This window comes from Actinomyces mediterranea (genome assembly GCF_900155595.1).
Classification (GTDB): Bacteria; Actinomycetota; Actinomycetes; order Actinomycetales; family Actinomycetaceae; genus Pauljensenia; species Pauljensenia mediterranea.
Genome location: NZ_FTPB01000003.1, coordinates 365,354 through 381,253, shown reverse-complemented (window position 1 = coordinate 381,253; position 15,900 = coordinate 365,354). Strand labels below are relative to the sequence as shown.

The 15,900-nt window shown below is 64.7% G+C and carries 14 protein-coding genes; 11 read left to right on the top strand and 3 right to left on the bottom strand.

The features are described from left to right. The first annotated feature begins 217 nt into the window (after nucleotides 1-217). Nucleotides 218-2,140 (top strand): translational GTPase TypA, encoded by a 1,923-nt coding sequence (gene typA, locus BQ7471_RS02810; protein WP_076464040.1) that lies wholly within the window; start codon nucleotides 218-220, stop codon nucleotides 2,138-2,140. Between the two features lie 620 nt (nucleotides 2,141-2,760). Here typA and BQ7471_RS11605 read toward each other — a convergent pair. Next, nucleotides 2,761-3,108 carry a hypothetical protein gene (locus BQ7471_RS11605; protein WP_076464039.1) on the bottom strand — a complete coding sequence of 116 codons (348 nt, stop codon included), beginning with the start codon at nucleotides 3,106-3,108 and terminating at the stop codon, nucleotides 2,761-2,763. A 53-nt stretch (nucleotides 3,109-3,161) separates the two neighbouring features. On the opposite strand from BQ7471_RS11605, the gene fdxA reads away from it, so the two are divergent. The 3 genes from fdxA to BQ7471_RS02790 all read left to right on the top strand — a co-directional run bounded on the left by fdxA (nucleotide 3,162) and on the right by BQ7471_RS02790 (nucleotide 6,042). Beyond that, a complete protein-coding gene (fdxA, locus tag BQ7471_RS02800; RefSeq protein ID WP_076464037.1) occupies nucleotides 3,162-3,485 on the top strand; it encodes a ferredoxin in 324 nt (107 codons plus the stop codon). Nucleotides 3,486-3,501: 16 nt separating this feature from the next. Then, the gene (gene dapC, locus BQ7471_RS02795) at nucleotides 3,502-4,650 is read left to right on the top strand and encodes a succinyldiaminopimelate transaminase (RefSeq protein WP_076464036.1); all 1,149 of its coding nucleotides are present in this window, start codon (nucleotides 3,502-3,504) and stop codon (nucleotides 4,648-4,650) included. An 84-nt stretch (nucleotides 4,651-4,734) separates the two neighbouring features. After that, nucleotides 4,735-6,042: a citrate synthase gene (locus BQ7471_RS02790; RefSeq protein ID WP_076464034.1), complete on the top strand. Its 1,308-nt coding sequence runs from the start codon at nucleotides 4,735-4,737 to the stop codon at nucleotides 6,040-6,042. 24 nt (nucleotides 6,043-6,066) lie between these two features. Here the strand turns inward: BQ7471_RS02790 and dapD are convergent, their stop codons facing one another. Beyond that, nucleotides 6,067-7,044: a 2,3,4,5-tetrahydropyridine-2,6-dicarboxylate N-succinyltransferase gene (gene dapD, locus BQ7471_RS02785; protein WP_076464033.1), complete on the bottom strand. Its 978-nt coding sequence runs from the start codon at nucleotides 7,042-7,044 to the stop codon at nucleotides 6,067-6,069. A 32-nt stretch (nucleotides 7,045-7,076) separates the two neighbouring features. Next, a complete protein-coding gene (locus BQ7471_RS02780) occupies nucleotides 7,077-7,778 on the bottom strand; it encodes a Maf family protein (RefSeq protein WP_076464031.1) in 702 nt (233 codons plus the stop codon). 276 nt (nucleotides 7,779-8,054) lie between these two features. Here BQ7471_RS02780 and BQ7471_RS02775 point away from each other — a divergent pair, with 276 nt between their 5' ends. From BQ7471_RS02775 to BQ7471_RS02745, 7 genes are all read left to right on the top strand, one after another. After that, nucleotides 8,055-9,002 carry an adenylate/guanylate cyclase domain-containing protein gene (locus tag BQ7471_RS02775; protein WP_456236390.1) on the top strand — a complete coding sequence of 316 codons (948 nt, stop codon included), beginning with the start codon at nucleotides 8,055-8,057 and terminating at the stop codon, nucleotides 9,000-9,002. A 123-nt stretch (nucleotides 9,003-9,125) separates the two neighbouring features. Continuing rightward, nucleotides 9,126-9,800 carry a response regulator transcription factor gene (locus BQ7471_RS02770; protein WP_076464029.1) on the top strand — a complete coding sequence of 225 codons (675 nt, stop codon included), beginning with the start codon at nucleotides 9,126-9,128 and terminating at the stop codon, nucleotides 9,798-9,800. 102 nt (nucleotides 9,801-9,902) lie between these two features. Then, on the top strand, nucleotides 9,903-11,228 hold the full coding sequence (locus tag BQ7471_RS02765; RefSeq protein ID WP_076464027.1) for an ATP-binding protein: 1,326 nt from the start codon (nucleotides 9,903-9,905) through the stop codon (nucleotides 11,226-11,228). Between the two features lie 45 nt (nucleotides 11,229-11,273). Continuing rightward, a complete protein-coding gene (locus tag BQ7471_RS02760) occupies nucleotides 11,274-12,452 on the top strand; it encodes a 5-(carboxyamino)imidazole ribonucleotide synthase (RefSeq protein WP_235821211.1) in 1,179 nt (392 codons plus the stop codon). Further along, nucleotides 12,449-13,015: a 5-(carboxyamino)imidazole ribonucleotide mutase gene (gene purE / locus BQ7471_RS02755; RefSeq protein WP_076464026.1), complete on the top strand. Its 567-nt coding sequence runs from the start codon at nucleotides 12,449-12,451 to the stop codon at nucleotides 13,013-13,015. The genes BQ7471_RS02760 and purE overlap by 4 nt, the downstream gene beginning before the upstream one ends. Before the next feature lie 136 nt (nucleotides 13,016-13,151). Continuing rightward, complete coding sequence (galE, locus tag BQ7471_RS02750) at nucleotides 13,152-14,147, top strand: UDP-glucose 4-epimerase GalE (protein WP_076464411.1); 996 nt, start codon at nucleotides 13,152-13,154, stop codon at nucleotides 14,145-14,147. Nucleotides 14,148-14,293: 146 nt separating this feature from the next. After that, on the top strand, nucleotides 14,294-15,583 hold the full coding sequence (locus BQ7471_RS02745) for an LCP family protein (protein WP_076464024.1): 1,290 nt from the start codon (nucleotides 14,294-14,296) through the stop codon (nucleotides 15,581-15,583). The last annotated feature ends 317 nt before the right edge of the window (nucleotides 15,584-15,900 follow it).

Below are 15,900 nucleotides of genomic sequence, written 5' to 3'. Positions count from 1 at the left end.
TCGTACGAGTGCATGGCCCCCTCGTGTGGATTCGATCATTTTGATCAGGCGCTTTCAGGTGTCAACGTGGCGAACTTCGCAGGACCGGACCCCAGAGGGCTTCCGGGGAGCGGATATTCTGGAAACCGCTGAAATAGCGGACACACATGCGTCCGGCGACCCGCGGGTGTTGTACAACGTCATGATCCGGGCCGATGCCTAATTGAGGAGTACCCCTATGCCAATCCGCTCTGACCTGCGTAATGTCGCGATCGTCGCCCATGTCGACCACGGCAAGACGACACTGGTCGACGCGATGCTGTGGCAGTCCGGCGCTTTCTCCGACCGTGACACTGTTGAGAAGACGGGGGAGCGGGTCATGGATTCGGGCGACCTCGAACGTGAGAAGGGCATCACGATTCTCGCGAAGAACACCGCAGTCCACTACCGCGGTCCGGCGGCGAAGGCTCTCGGTCTCGCCGAGGGCGTCACCATCAACGTCATCGACACCCCCGGACACGCGGACTTCGGAGGCGAGGTCGAACGCGGCCTGTCCATGGTCGACGGAGTCGTCCTCCTCGTCGATGCTTCCGAAGGGCCGTTGCCCCAGACCCGTTTCGTGCTGCGCAAGGCTCTACAGGCACAACTGCCCGTCATCGTCGTCGTCAACAAGGTGGATCGCCCCGATTCACGCATCGATGAGGTCGTTTCCGAGACCATCGACCTGCTTCTGTCACTGGGCGAAGACCTCATGAATGACGGTGTCGACACCGACGTCGACTCCCTTCTCGATGTCCCTGTCATTTACGCCTCCGCGAAGGCCGGTGCGTCCTCCCTGGACAACCCCGGGGACGGCAACCTGCCCACAAAGAACCTCGAACCGCTCTTCGAGACGATCCTCTCCAGGATCCCCGGCCCCTCCTACAATGAGGACGCCCCGCTGCAGGCTCATGTGACGAACCTCGACGCCTCCCCGTTCCTCGGGCGCCTCGCACTCCTGCGCATCCATAACGGCACGCTGACCAAGGGTGCGACAGTGGGGCTCGCCCGATACGACGGGACGATCAAGCCAGTCCGGGTCACCGAGTTGTTGCGCACCGAGGGTCTTGAACGCGTCGCAGCCGAGTCCGCCGCCCCCGGCGACATTGTCGCGGTCGCCGGTATCGAGGACATCACCATCGGCGAGTCCCTCGTCGACCTTGACGATCCTCGACCGCTCCCCCTCATTACCGTCGACGATCCGGCGATCTCCATGACGATCGGCATCAACACGTCGCCCATGGCCGGGCGCGTCAAGGGCGCGAAAATGACAGCCAGGCAGGTGAAGGACCGCCTGGATCGCGAACTCGTCGGAAACGTGTCCCTTCGCGTCTTGCCGACCGATCGGCCCGATGCATGGGAGGTGCAGGGCCGCGGCGAACTCGCACTGGCGATCCTCGTCGAGCAGATGCGCCGTGAGGGCTTCGAACTGACGGTCGGCAAGCCGCAGGTCGTCACGAAGGATATCGAGGGCGTGCGCAGCGAGCCGATGGAGCGCATGACAATCGACGTCCCCGAGGAGTACCTCGGCTCCGTCACCCAGCTCATGGCCGCACGCAAGGGCCGGATGGAGACAATGGCGAATCACGGCTCGGGGTGGATCCGACTCGAATTCGTCGTCCCCGCTCGCGGCCTCATCGGCTTCCGCACTCGTTTCCTCACCGAAACGCGCGGCACAGGCATCGCCTCATCCATCGCTGATGGGTACGCGCCGTGGCAGGGCACCATCGAGCAGCGCCTCACCGGCTCGCTCGTCGCAGACCGCGCCGGACAGGCCACCCCCTATGCGATGACGAACCTGCAAGAGCGGGGATCCTTCATCATCGAGCCCTCCTCGGAGGTCTACGAGGGGCAGGTCGTGGGCGAGAACCCACGCGGCGAGGACATGGATGTCAATATCTGCCGCGAGAAGAAGCAGACGAATACCCGCTCGGCGACGGCGGATGTGTACGAGTCGCTCACACCCTCCCGCAAGCTCACACTCGAAGAGTCACTCGAGTTCGCGGCGAATGACGAGTGCGTGGAGGTGACGCCCGAAGCGGTCCGCGTCCGCAAGGTCGTCCTCGATGCGCAGGAGCGCTTCAAGATCGCGGCGCGCGAGCGCCGGGCGAATAAATCCTGAGCCGCTGCAGGGTGCTCGCGGACAACTCTGACAGGTCCCCACCGATCCCGATGGCGAGAGCGCGCCCTCCCTGTTCCGCTGGACTCACAGTCACAGCAGATTCACAGGCGCATTCGCCGCTCGGCCCGTTCCAGCCCGCTACAGTCTGTTTCCAACCGCCGCCCGACTGGGCAGGAGACGCGAAATGGCATCGCGTGGGGAATGGAGTCCGACGGGGGAGTACGGCATGGATCGGCATCGGCCTAGTGGGATCGATGGGGGCGCTGGCTGTTGCGGCCGCTGATGGCACGGATGCCGACTTCGCGACCGTGTGGGTCAGGGGCATACGATGGCCGAGGTCAGCGGCGATGGGACGGCCAGCTTCATCGTCTGGGTGAACGAGGTCGCAGGCACCTGACCCCTGAGCCGTGCCCGACGTGCGCTTTGCCGCGGACACGCCATGAGCCTCATCCTCTATGCGGTCCGCCGTCTGAGGCCATATGCGGTTCCAGTGAACGGCCGACGGCTAGTGGACTCCTTGACGCCCTGCGACGGAGCCGGGATGAGGAGGAAGCGCCGGCAGAACGCCCGAGGGTGAATGCATGTGTATTCAAGCTGATGGAAGGGGCGTGGGCAGACGATCACAGCAACGCGGGCGGGGGAGGGACCCGCTTTCCGGTTACCATCGTGATTGCCTCGATGCGCACCCTTCCGCGGCGCGTATCGACTACGACATGGTCCACATCCGTTTCGACGAGATACCCCAGTGCATCGTGCAGCCCATCATCGAGGCGATACCTCACGACGACCCGATCGCCCGGCGTCCACTCCAACCACGGAAGCGGTGGGAGGGGGGCCCCTCCCGCATTTGCGTGGCACTGGGCTTGGGATATTCCCGCGCTCACTGCCTGGGTCTCCTCGCCGGGCGAGGAGAGAGCGCGCGCGTCGTCTGGCGCATTCGGAGCGGCACGGTGAGCGAATGAATTCATGAGAGCGATAATAGAGGTAGTTCAATCGCATCCCGTCTCTTGGAGGAGTAGCCATGACCTACGTCATCGCGCAGCCGTGCGTGGACGTGAAGGATCGAGCCTGCGTCGACGAATGCCCCGTCGACTGCATTTACGAGGGCGTCCGCAGCCTTTACATCCACCCCGAAGAGTGCGTGGACTGCGGAGCATGCGAACCCGTGTGCCCCACCGAGGCGATCTTCTACGAGGACGACCTGCCTGAAGAATGGTCCGACTACTTCCGAGCGAATGCCGACTTCTTCTCCTCCCTCGGCTCCCCGGGCGGAGCCCAGAAGACCGGGCCGCAGGACTTCGACGATGAGATGATCGCGGCCCTGCCCCCGCAGAACGCCGACTGAGCGAAAGCACATCGCAATGCCCCGCCTGCCCAAGCCCCTCGCCCTGCCCGAATTCCCCTGGAACCTTCTCGCCCCGGCGAAGGCCGCGGCCCAGACGCATCCCGGGGGCATCTGCGACCTGTCGGTCGGCACCCCCGTTGATCCCACGCCCGCCTTCATCCGCTCCGCCCTCGCTGAAGCATCCGACGCCCCCGGCTACCCGACTGTCCTGGGTACTGCCGAGGTCCGCGACGCGATCCTCGCATGGGGTGCACGCCGCTCCATGGTGGATGTCGGCCCCACGGGCATCATCCCCACGATCGGGTCGAAAGAAGCAGTCGCGTGGATCCCCCTCATGCTCGGGGTGGGAACCGGAGACACCGTCCTCGTCCCGAACGTCGCCTACCCGACCTACGACATCGGGGCCAGACTCGCAGGCGCAATCCCCGTTCCCGTCGACCCGACGAGGCCGGACACCTGGCCCGACGCCTCTCTCGTCTTCCTCAACAGCCCCGGGAACCCCGACGGGCACGTCATGAGCATCGACGAACTGCGCGCCGTCGTCGCATGGGCGCGCGCCCACAACGCCGTCGTCATCTCCGACGAATGCTATGCCGAACTCGCCTGGCACGAGCCGTGGACCGACTCCGGCGTCCCCTCGCTCCTCGACGAGAGGGTCTGCAACTCGGACCCGACGGGACTACTCGTCTTGTACTCCCTGTCCAAGCAGTCGAACCTGGCCGGATACCGGGCCGCCCTCGTCTACGGGGACCCGGCCCTCGTCAACGCCATCGTCGAGATCCGCAAGCACACTGGTCTCATGATGCCCGGCCCCGTTCAACACGCCATGACCGCCGCTCTCGTCGACCCCGCTCACGTCGACCATCAGCGCCGCATCTACGAGACCCGCAGGAAACGCCTGCTCACAGCGATCGAAGCCGCCGGGCTCGTCAACGACCCGGACTCTGCCGCAGGTCTCTACCTGTGGGTCGCAGCCCCCGGAGTCTCCGACTCGTGGAAGCTCGTTGACGCTTTCGCCGCCCAGGGGATCCTCGTCGCGCCCGGTGACTTCTACGGGGAGGCGGCCAAGGGCCGCGTCCGAGTCGCCCTCACCGCAACCGATGAGCGCATCGAGGCCGCAGCACGGCGCCTCGAAGCTGCCGGGGCATCGTTCGCCGATGAATGAATCGTGGGCTCGCGCAGCACCACGCGTCCATGATCGCTAGGCTCCCGCTAGGAGTGAATGCGCCATCGACCCGAAGGAGATGCCATGACGGACACCCAAGCCACCACCGATGCTCTCTTGACAGTCGGCGACCGTCGACTCGCCCTGAAGCGCCGCGCCGCCTCAGTCGGCACCGGCGGCATCGCCATCAACCGTCTGCTTGGCGAGGGCGGCGTTGTCACTCTCGACCCCGGTTTCACGAACACCGCATCATGCGAATCGGCGGTCACCTACATTGACGGCAACGCCGGAATCCTGCGCTATCGTGGGTACCCGATCGAACAACTCGCGAAGAACTCCACCTTCCTCGAAGTCGCCTACCTCCTCATCTACGGGGAGTTGCCCTCCCAGTCGGAGCTCACGCATTTCGTCAACGAGGTGATGGATCACCGCCTCCTCCACGAAGACTTCAAAGCATTTTTCACCGCCTTCCCCCACAAGGGCCACCCCATGGCCATCCTCCAGGCGGGTGTCGCCGGACTGGCCACCTACTACGAGTCGACTCTTGACCCCCGCAATCCCGAACAACTCGACGCGGCCCTCGTGCGATTGCTCGGCAAGGTCCCGACGATGATCTCCTACATCGCCAAGCGGGCCGCGGGACTGCCGCTGCTGTATCCGGATTCGCAGCGCTCCTACACCGAGGACTTCATCCGCATGACCTTCGGGATGCCCTACCAGGTCTACGACATCGACCCGGCGCTGGTGAAGGCACTCGACATGCTCCTCATCCTTCACGCCGACCACGAGCAGAACTGCTCGACGTCGACGGTGCGCCTCGTCGGATCCTCCCAGGCGAATCTCTACGCCTCAGTCGCATCCGGCGTTGGTGCCCTGGCGGGCCCCCTGCACGGAGGGGCGAATGAGGCGGTGCTGCGCATGCTCTACCAGATCCGCGACACCGGCGAATCTGTTCAGTCGTTCGTCGACAAGGTGAAGGCGAAGACCGAGGGCGTGCGTCTCATGGGATTCGGTCACCGCGTCTACAAGAACTACGATCCGCGCGCCGCCCTCGTCAAGGAGACCGCGCACGACGTCCTGTCCCGACTCGGCAAGCGCGACGAGCTGCTTGACATTGCGATGGAACTTGAAGACATCGCCCTCTCGGACGACTACTTCAAGGAGCGCAAGCTCTACCCGAATGTCGACTTCTACACCGGGCTCATCTACTCCGCGATGGGCTTTCCGACGAAGATGTTCACGCCACTATTCGCGCTGGGCCGCCTCCCGGGGTGGATCGCGCAATACGTGGAGATGACGCGCGACCCCGCAACCCGTATCGGCAGGCCCCGGCAGGTCTACGTCGGCGAGGTCGAGCGCGACTACATCCCCATGATGCACCGGGAGGATTGACCGCATCCCGGGTGGCGCCGTCGGTCACGCTCCAGAATCCGACGGCAGCCGCATGGTCTTTCCACCCCTGGCGAGGGCCTCGATTCGGCCCGACTGGGAATTGCGGCGGAACAGCACATTCGACGCTCCGGCGAGTTCGCGCGCCGGAACAGTCCGCGGTTCGCGGAACAAGCCATGCGCCCCGGGAACGACGCCGCCCGACTCGAGGACGGCGACCTTCGCGCCCGCCGTGAGGAACAGGCCCGCTTCGACGACGCAGTCGTCCCCCAGAGGGATCCCCAGACCAGAGTTCGCCCCCAAGAGGCAGCGCTCGCCCAAACGGACGCGCTGGAGCATCCCTCCAGACAGGGAGCCCATGGTTGAGGCGCCGCCGCCTACATCGGAGCCGTCGCCGATGATGACGCCCTGCGAGATGCGGCCCTCGACCATTGAGCGTCCCAGGGTCCCCGCATTGAAGTTCACGAATGCGGCGTGCATGACGGTCGTCCCCTCCGCCAGGTAGGCGCCGAGCCGGACTTTCGCTCCGTCCGCGATGCGCACGCCCTTGGGGACGACATAGTTCACCATGGGAGGGAACTTGTCGACCCCGATGACATTGACGGGCCGACCGAGGGCGGCGCGCAGGCGCAGGCGGGTCTCTTCGAAACCCTCGACAGCGCATGGGCCCTGCGAAGTCCATACGACATTGGGGAGACGGGAGAAGATGCCGTCTAGGTTGATCGAATTCGGTAGGACGAGACGGTGGGAAAGCAGGTGGAGGCGCAGATAGGTCTCAGCCGTCGAATTCGGCTGGTCTGTGAGATCCGATTTGCAGGTGACGACCGCGGTGCGCACGCCCCGCGCATCATCCTGGCGCTGCATGCTCGTCAGCGTCTCCAATAGGTCGGCATCGTCTTTTGGACGCATGACGCCCAGGTGGGGGCGCGGGTACCACACGTCGAGGGTTTCGCCGTCCATCGTCACTGTCGCGAGGCCGATGCCCCAAGCCTTCGTCGTATCCATGCATCTCACTGTAGAGGGCGGGGGCGGATGAGTCAGCGCGATTCCGCCACTCGGCGGTGATCCCACAAGTCTGGCCAGAACACTCCGAGCTCAGCGGCGAGTAGGCGCGTCAGCGGCAGAGACAATCCGACGACCGAATGGAAGTCGCCGTCGATGCTGGTGATGAACGGCCCGCCCAGGCCATCGACGGTGAAAGATCCTGCGACCTTCAAAGGCTCTCCCGAATCGACGTAGGCGTCGATCTCAGCGTCGCTCATATCCCCGAAGCGCACCGTCGTCGATGCGCTCGCCCCCGCTTCGGAGACGGCCGTGAAGGCGGGCCCGCCTTCACGGCGGGGAAGCGGGCGCAGGCGCATCGCATAGTGACCAGTCCACAGCACGCCCTCTTTGGAGCGCATCTGGCGGATCCTCTCTCTCGCGAGGGCGGGGGTGTGGGGCTTGCCGAGCATCCTCCCCTCGAGTTCGAGCATTGAATCGCAGCCGACGACGAGCAACTCGTCATCGTCGGGGATGGATTCGGCGCCTTCGGCGCTGGTGAGCAGCCCTCCCACGGCACGGCACTTGGCGGCGGCCAGTGCTCCGACCTCTTGGGCGGGCGTCGGGTTACCGGCAGCATGAAGCGCCTCGACGATGGCGCCCTCGTCGACGTGCGACACGAGGACGAGGGGAGTGATACCCGCATTGATGAGGGTCAGGCGCCGGGCGGGGGACTTCGAAGCGAGGAGGAAACGCATGAGTCAATTGTGCCCGAGCACGCCGAGTATCGTGATCAAGCATCTGTCAAACGTGATGTGCGCTACTATACTTGTCTTCGGTCCCTTACCGGGCAATGGGTGCAGCCTGCCCGATGGGGACCGCTTCGCGTCCGCATGAGAGCCGACAAGGGAAAGGATGAGGTGACGTTGGTATCTTTTGATCCTCTCGACGCTTCCTCCCCTGAACCTGCCGCATCCAATGAGGCGGCGCTCGAAACGGTCCCCAGCTACACCCCCCGGCTCCTCGGCGGACCGATGATGCTGAGTGCCAGGCAGGTCGCCGACCAGTCGGGCACGACTCTCGAGTGTGTCAACGACTATTGGACGTCAATGGGTTTCCAGCGCCCCGAACCGGATGCCCTGGCCTTCACCCAGCGCGACCTCGATGTGTACCGCAACTGGAATGAGCTCGTCGAGTCGGGCGCCATTGACCTTGCGACCAGCAGGTCCCTGCTGCGCGCGAACTCTCATTTGGCGGACAGGCTGAGCCTGTGGCAGTTCGAGGCGCTCGTCGAAGACGCCGTGCGCAGGCTCGGATTAGATGATACGACCGCCCGCATGTACGTCCTCGACCATATGAGGGAGCGCGTCAGCGCCTTCGAGAACATGTTCCTCCACTCCTGGCGGCGCCAAATGGAGGCCCTCCTGTCCCGCCTTGATCGCGAGGTGTCGCTGCGAGGACATGAGAATGCGAAGGCGCGATTCCCACTCAACCGGTCGCTTGGATTTGTCGACATGGTGTCCTACACATCCTCCTCAGCGATTCTTGGGGGCGGTGTCGTCGACCTTATCGAAAGATTCGAGGAAGAGTCGCGCCAGGCGATCAGCGAAGCGGGCGGCCGAGTTGTTAAAACCATCGGCGACGCAGTCCTGTACATCGCAGATGACCTTGCGACCGGACTGCAGGTGGCGACCACGCTCATCGAGCGTCTCAACGCCGATGATCGGATACTCCCGGTGAGGGCCTCATTCGTCCGCGGCGATGTGTTCTCCCGCTCGGGAGACGTCTTCGGGCCGACTGTGAATCTCGCGTCCCGCCTCGTCGACATCGCTCCCGTGGGGCAGATCCTCACCGACCCCGCCACCGCCGCGGCGATCGCCGCGGGCAAGGGAGGGGAGGGGTACGCCCTCGAGGAGTTCCCCTCTGCTGAGCTGCGCGGATTCGGCTTGGTCTCGCCGTATGTGCTCTCGGTCAGGGATTGACCAGCACGATCCGGTTTCCTCAGGTGCTTGTCCTGCAGGTGCTTGTCCTGAAAGACGTTCCTCCGTCTCCCATGATGGTCAAGAAAAGTGCAAGGATTGCTTTTGAATGGATATGATTGCCCGGTGACTACTGTTCTCCTCGTTGAAGACGATCCTGCGATCTCCGAGCCCCTCGCACGGGCGCTCGGCCGTGAAGGCTACGAAGTGCGTGCTCACGGGACCGGACGCGGGGCCCTCGCAGAGGTTGACGGAGCCGACCTCGTCGTCCTCGACCTCGGACTCCCCGACATCGATGGACTCGACGTCGCCCGCGAGATCCGCAGCTCCGGGTGGACTGTTCCCATCCTCATCCTCACTGCGAGAACCGATGAGGTGGACATGGTCGTCGGCCTCGACACAGGTGCCGATGACTACGTAACCAAGCCTTTCCGTCTGGCTGAACTCCTCGCCAGGGTCCGCGCGCTGCTCCGCAGAACAGGAACCGATCCTTCAGAGGGCGACCTCGTCGCACAGGATGTGCGTGTCGATGTCACTGCTCACCGCGCCTTCTCCGGCGACAAGGAGTTGCAGCTCACCGCGAAAGAATTCGACCTCCTCCGCGTCCTCCTGCGCGAGGCCGGCTCGGTCGTCGAGCGCGAGACCCTCATGCGCGAAGTCTGGGGCTCTGATCCGACGGGCTCGACGAAGACCCTCGACATGCATGTCTCGTGGCTGCGCCGCAAACTCGGCGACGATGCGACGAATCCCCATTACATCACCACTGTCAGGGGAATGGGATTCAGATTCGAAGTGCGTTGACGCCTACGCAATAGACTCCTCCACTACCCGCACGGCCCCGCGCCGCGCGGGTAGTGTGTTCTTCAGCGACCACCGCCATCGACACCGGAAGGCAGACGCCCCATGCGTAAACGCGCGATCCGCATGATTCTCACAGCGGTGACAGTCGTCGCCCTCCTCATGGGGATCCCCGGAGCACTCGCGGCCTCCTATGTCGCGTGGAATGACGACCAGGTTCGTCTTGATTCGCGTACGGCGACACTCCTGAGCAACATCGACCGGCGCTATCAGGCGGGCGAGACGGTGACCGCCGCATCCGTGCAGATCTGGACGGATCCCGTGGGCTACGCGCAGCTGCCCGCCCACACCCGCGTCAAAGTCGCCCACCAAGAGCTCATCACCGTCGGACACCCCATCGAGGGGCCATCGCTCGTCTCCCTGGCGTCCTCAGCGAGCGGCACTACCGTCCGCATGGAGGTGTCCGCGACTCCCACGATTCGAAAAGTCATCATCGTCTGCGCGGCATTCATCACGGGGATGTTCGTCTGCATGTTCGTGGGGACCGCATTGGCGATGCGCCTATCGCGCAACCTGTCCGCCCCCCTCATCTACCTCGCGGCCCAGGCCGAACAGGTCGGGTCGGGGCAGGTGCGGGCTCAGGTCCGACCCTCGGGAATCGAGGAGATCGACCTCGTTCAAGAAGAACTCGTGCGAACGGGGGAGCGCATGGCGGGCCGCCTCGCAGCGGAGCGACAATTCGCGGCCGACGCCTCCCACCAGCTGCGCACGCCCCTCACCGCGCTGTCGATGCGACTGGAGGAAATCGAACTCATCTCCGCGGAGCCGGAAGTCCAAGAAGAGGCGCGCTCGTGCCTCGAACAGGTCGAGCGCCTCACCGCAGTCGTCACCGATCTTCTCGACGCCAGCGCCCGGGCGACGGGGCTCACAGAGGCGATCCACATCCTTGAAGCATTCAATACGCAGCGCGAAGAATGGGAAGCCGCTTTCGAGGCCGAAGGACGCGAACTCGTTTTCACCGACGAGGCCGAACTCCCCGTCCTGGCAGAGGCCGGGAAACTATCCCAGGTGCTTGCCACCCTCATTGAGAACTCCCTGCGCTACGGGGCGGGTACCACGAGAGTCGTGGCGCGCAAGGCTGCGAACCGGCGGGGAGTGCTCATCGACGTCTCCGATGAGGGGCCCGGCATTAATGACGACATCGCCTCCGACGTCTTCGTCAAGGGCGTGTCCGGACACGGATCGACGGGCATCGGCCTCGCCCTCGCCAAAGACCTGACCGGAGCCATGGGAGGGCGCCTCGAATTGACGAACAACCACCCGCCGGTATTCACGGTCTCCCTCGCTGCAATCCCCGCCTCCCTCGACCCCGATAGGGTGATGCCCCAAGGGCCGGTCGTGTCCATGGGGCGCCGGTCCCGCCGCTTCTAGGCGGACAGTTGCACCGAGGAGCGGCGGACGAGATAGGTTAGCGCCATGGATCGGATGCGCACAGATCGTCCAGTCGTCGCAGTCATTGGTGGGGGCCAACTCGCCCGCATGATGCAGGAGAGCGCCATCGCCCTCGGCGTCGAGTTGCGCCCTCTCGTCGAAGCAGCCGACGGCTCCACGGGGCAAGTCGTCGTCCCCGCGCTGGTGGGTCTGCCGCACAACACCGACGCCGTCATGGAACTCGTCGAGGGCGCAGACGTCCTCACCTTCGAACACGAGCACATCCCTGCGAGCCTTCTCGATCTCCTCGCACCGCGCATCCCCATCGAACCCCCCGCATCCGCTCTGCTCTACGCGCAGGACAAACTCGCCATGCGCGAACGCCTCACCGAGATCGGCATCGAATGCCCCAGGTGGGCCGAAGTCGCTCACGAGGGCGAACTGTGCGCCTTCGGTGAACGCATCGGATGGCCCGTCGTCGTCAAAACGCCCAGGGGCGGATACGACGGTCATGGCGTGAAAATCGTCGGCGACAGCCACGAGGTCGCCGACTGGTTCGCCACGGGCCCACTCCTGGCGGAGGAGAAAGTCCCCTTCACCTGTGAGATCGCCGCGCTCGTCGCACGGCGCCCCTCCGGGGAGATCCGGGCGTGGCCGGTCGCCCGCACCGAACAAGTCGACGGGGTGTGCTCGGTCGTGACGGCTCCCGCCACTGGGATCGGGGAGGACACGGCGCTTGAAGCGCGTCGCATCGGGGAGACCATTGCCAGTGAGCTCGGCGTCACCGGCGTTCTCGCGGTGGAGATGTTCGTCGTGGGCGAGGAGGAGCGCATCCTCGTCAATGAACTCGCAATGCGCCCCCACAACACCGGGCACTGGACCATTGACGGCGCCGTCACCAGCCAATTCGAACAGCATGTGCGGGCCGTCCTCGATCTTCCCCTCGGCTCGACACGACTCGTCTCACCGGGGAGCGTCTCCGTCATGGTGAATCTCCTCGGGTCGGCGCTGCCCGATCCGGCGCGCGCCCTCGGACAGGCGCTCCAGGGGCATCCGCGCGCCCGCGTCCACCTCTACGGCAAAGAGGTACGCCCCCGCCGCAAGCTCGGACACGTCACCGTCGTCGACTCTGATGCGGCGCGCGCCCGCGAAGAGGCCGAAGCCGTTGTCGCGATCTTGCGCGGCGATACCGACATCCCCCTATTGAAAGGCACACTCGAATGAGTACCGACACCTTCGACCTCGACATCCGCCTCACAGCCACGGGGGAGCGTCCCCTGGTGGGAGTAGTCATGGGATCGGATTCGGATTGGCCGACGATGGAGCCCGCGGCGAGTGCTCTGGCCGAGTTCTCCATCGCCTGCGAAGTCGGAGTCGTCTCCGCCCACCGGATGCCTGAAGACATGGTCGCCTACGGACGCTCCGCCTCAGCGAGGGGACTGCGGGTCATCATCGCGGGCGCCGGGGGAGCCGCCCACCTGCCCGGGATGCTCGCTGCGCTCACCGAGTTGCCCGTCATCGGCGTCCCCGTTCCCCTCAAGCACCTCGACGGAGTCGACTCTCTGCATTCGATAGTGCAGATGCCCGCGGGGGTTCCCGTTGCGACCGTGTCCATCGCGGGCGCCCGCAACGCGGGCCTGCTCGCCGCGCGGATCCTCGGTGCGGGCGAGGGCGATGAGGCTGCCGAGTTGCGCACCCGCATGCGTTCCTTCCAGAAGAGCCTGAGAGACCTGGCCTCAGCGAAGGGCGATGCCCTCGCCGACAGGGTCGCCCAACCACATCGGTAGTCCGATCGGCGGACAGTCCATAGTGGGACCGATCACGTGGATACGGCCATAGTGGGGGAGTACGGCGGCGTTTCGCGCAGTTTCCCCAATGACAATGGCCCTGTGCCTGGAGGACGTGACCGCGTATGCTGGCCGCATGAGCATTCTTGTGTGTGGAGGCGCCGGATACATCGGCGCTCATGTGGTCCGGCTTCTCCTCCAGCGCGGGGACAGGGTGGTCGTCGTCGACGACCTGTCGACGGGCGATGCGTCGCGAGTCGCAGGTGCGCATCTCGTCGAGATGGATGTCGCCGCCGAAAGCGCGCGAACGGAACTCGCCAACATCATGGTTGATGAGGATGTCACCGCGGTCATCCACTTTGCCGCGCGCAAGCAGGTCGGCGAATCCGTCAAACATCCCCTGTACTACTACCAGCAGAACATTGGCGGGTTGACAAACACCCTGTACGCGATGCGGGATTCGGGCGTCGACCAGATGATCTTCTCCTCGTCGGCGGCCGTCTACGGTATGCCCGAGGTTGAAGTAGTCAGCGAAGACATCGACTGCCGTCCCATCAACCCCTATGGCGAGACGAAACTCATCGGCGAATGGATGATGGCGGACTGCGAAGTCGCATGGGATCTGAAGTGGATCGGTCTGCGCTACTTCAATGTTGCGGGAGCCGGATGGCCCGACCTCGCAGATCGAGCGGTACTCAACCTCGTGCCCATGGTCCTCGACCGCATTGAGAAGGGGGAGTCCGCGAAGATCTTCGGCGACGACTACGACACCCCCGACGGGACCTGCATCCGCGACTACATCCATGTCCTCGACCTCGCCGAGGCGCACATTGCCGCGCTGGACGTGCTGGCTGAGGGCCGTCAGCCCGACCACCACACCTACAACGTCGGCACCGGCATCGGTACATCGGTGCGCGAGATCATCGACGGACTGCGCACAGTGATCGGATGGGACTTCCCCGTCGATGTTGTGGCCCGCAGGGCGGGCGACCCGCCCAAACTCATCGGCGACACCCTCTCCATCGGCGTCGACCTAGGGTGGAAGGCGAATAACGGAGTGGAGGAGATCCTCCACTCCGCGTGGGAGGGCTGGCAGGCAGGGCCGCGGCGCATCGAGGTGCCCAAGCAATAGGCCCGTACGGGTGGAGATGATCCACTCCCATAGGGAATGGGCCCCGCATCATCGGGGTCGTCGAGACGGCTGAAGCGCGTTGCTATGGTCACTTCATCGTGCGTTCGCTGGGGTTCTCGTCTCCGCGCACGCTACGATCGAAGACGATGAGTACATATGCAATCAGCCGTGGGCTGCGTCCGGTCCAGCACGCGGCGACGAATCCCTTCCGGTTCGGCGCTCTTCGGACGGCACTCGCAATGCTCATGTCTGTTGTCCTTTTCTTCGGATCCTCGGCGTGGTTCGTCTACCAATCGATTGCGACCCAGGTGAGGGAGTCGGCGCTCGACATCTCCGGTTTGGGCGCCACCGACCCTCAATCGGCTGCCGAGGGGAAGACGGTCGAGCTGATCGACCAATTCGAGGGGCGGGCGATCAACATCCTCGTCTCCGGAGTCGATTCGCGCTACAACCAAAACGATACGGGTATCGGATCCTCCGATGAGTTGTCGACGATCCAATCCGATACCACGATGATCGCCCACCTGTCGGCAGACCGATCGTCCATCACCATCGTCTCCATCCCCCGCGACCTCATCACAGACATCCCCTCGTGTACGCTCCCGGACGGCTCCCAGTCCTTCGAATACGAGGGCATGTTCAACTCCGCCTTCTCCACCGGGGCCGTCACCGACAATCTCGCTGGCGGCATCGCCTGCACGAAGGCCGCAGCCGAACGGTTGACGGGCCTGACCATCGACGCCTTCGTCGTTGTCGATTTCACCGGATTCAAAGGCATGATCGATGCGCTCGGCGGCGTATGGTTCAACGTTCCCGAAGACATGTATGACGAGTACGCGGGTCTCAATGTGCCTGCGGGGTGCCAGCGCTTCGATTCGGCGACGGCACTCGCTTTCGCACGCGCCCGCCATGACGTCGGCGACGGATCCGACATCTCCCGGATCGGGCGCCAGCAGCAACTCGTGTCGGCGATGCTGCGCGAAGTGCTCTCCAAGAACTTCCTCACTGACTTCCCAGCGCTTCTCTCCTTCATCCAGGCGACGATCAGCTCCCTGAACTATTCACCGAATCTCGCCGATATCAACGCCGACGCTGGTCTGTTGTACTCGCTGCTCGATCTCGACAAGGCGAACATCCGATTCGTCACAATGCCGTGGGGAGCGCCCGCATGGGACGAGAACCGCGTCATTGAAAGCGAGCCCATGGCCTCACGATTGTGGCTCTCCCTCAGGAACGATGCAGACCTGCCCGCTGGGATTGAATACACGGACGGAACGGGAAACGTCCTCGTAGCACCCGACCCCGCTGAAATCGCGGCCGCCCAGGCCCAGCAATCCGGCGACGCCGCAGATGCGCCCGGACAGGGTCCGACCTCTGCCGAAGTCGCACCCGAGCCCGCCGCCCCCGTTGTCGAAACCTGCCCGCCGACATCATGAGCACCCAACCCCCGTCGTTCCAGCCCGACCAGCCCCGTCGCCGCCCATCCTCTGCCGACATCCATACCACCTCGAACATGGGCGAGGGCTCACATGCATCGGACTCGACGAGGGCCCCGCTGAAGGGGAGGGCCCTATCTGGGCGTCCGCGCGACGCCCAACCGGATCGTCGTCCCGTGAGTGAAGGCATCGCGCGGGATCAGGCATCGGTGCGCCAATGGCATATCGACGCGGGACAGGGGAGAGACTCTGCCCGTCATCCTAGGGCGGATGAGCAGCGCGGAGCCGTCCCGCCGTCCTTCGCTCCGACGACGCGC

Excerpts from the sequence above, each read along its gene's own strand:
- BQ7471_RS02780 (WP_076464031.1), bottom strand. The coding sequence starts at position 7,778 with ATGCGTTTCCTCCTCGCTTCGAAGTCCCCCGCCCGGCGCCTGACCCTC.
- BQ7471_RS02790 (WP_076464034.1), top strand. The coding sequence starts at position 4,735 with ATGACGGACACCCAAGCCACCACCGATGCTCTCTTGACAGTCGGCGAC.
- purE (WP_076464026.1), top strand. The coding sequence starts at position 12,449 with ATGAGTACCGACACCTTCGACCTCGACATCCGCCTCACAGCCACGGGG.
- BQ7471_RS11605 (WP_076464039.1), bottom strand. The coding sequence starts at position 3,108 with ATGAATTCATTCGCTCACCGTGCCGCTCCGAATGCGCCAGACGACGCG.
- typA (WP_076464040.1), top strand. The coding sequence starts at position 218 with ATGCCAATCCGCTCTGACCTGCGTAATGTCGCGATCGTCGCCCATGTC.
- BQ7471_RS02745 (WP_076464024.1), top strand. The coding sequence starts at position 14,294 with ATGAGTACATATGCAATCAGCCGTGGGCTGCGTCCGGTCCAGCACGCG.
- fdxA (WP_076464037.1), top strand. The coding sequence starts at position 3,162 with ATGACCTACGTCATCGCGCAGCCGTGCGTGGACGTGAAGGATCGAGCC.
- dapD (WP_076464033.1), bottom strand. The coding sequence starts at position 7,044 with ATGGATACGACGAAGGCTTGGGGCATCGGCCTCGCGACAGTGACGATG.
- BQ7471_RS02765 (WP_076464027.1), top strand. The coding sequence starts at position 9,903 with ATGCGTAAACGCGCGATCCGCATGATTCTCACAGCGGTGACAGTCGTC.
- BQ7471_RS02775 (WP_456236390.1), top strand. The coding sequence starts at position 8,055 with ATGATGCTGAGTGCCAGGCAGGTCGCCGACCAGTCGGGCACGACTCTC.
- BQ7471_RS02760 (WP_235821211.1), top strand. The coding sequence starts at position 11,274 with ATGGATCGGATGCGCACAGATCGTCCAGTCGTCGCAGTCATTGGTGGG.
- dapC (WP_076464036.1), top strand. The coding sequence starts at position 3,502 with ATGCCCCGCCTGCCCAAGCCCCTCGCCCTGCCCGAATTCCCCTGGAAC.
- galE (WP_076464411.1), top strand. The coding sequence starts at position 13,152 with ATGAGCATTCTTGTGTGTGGAGGCGCCGGATACATCGGCGCTCATGTG.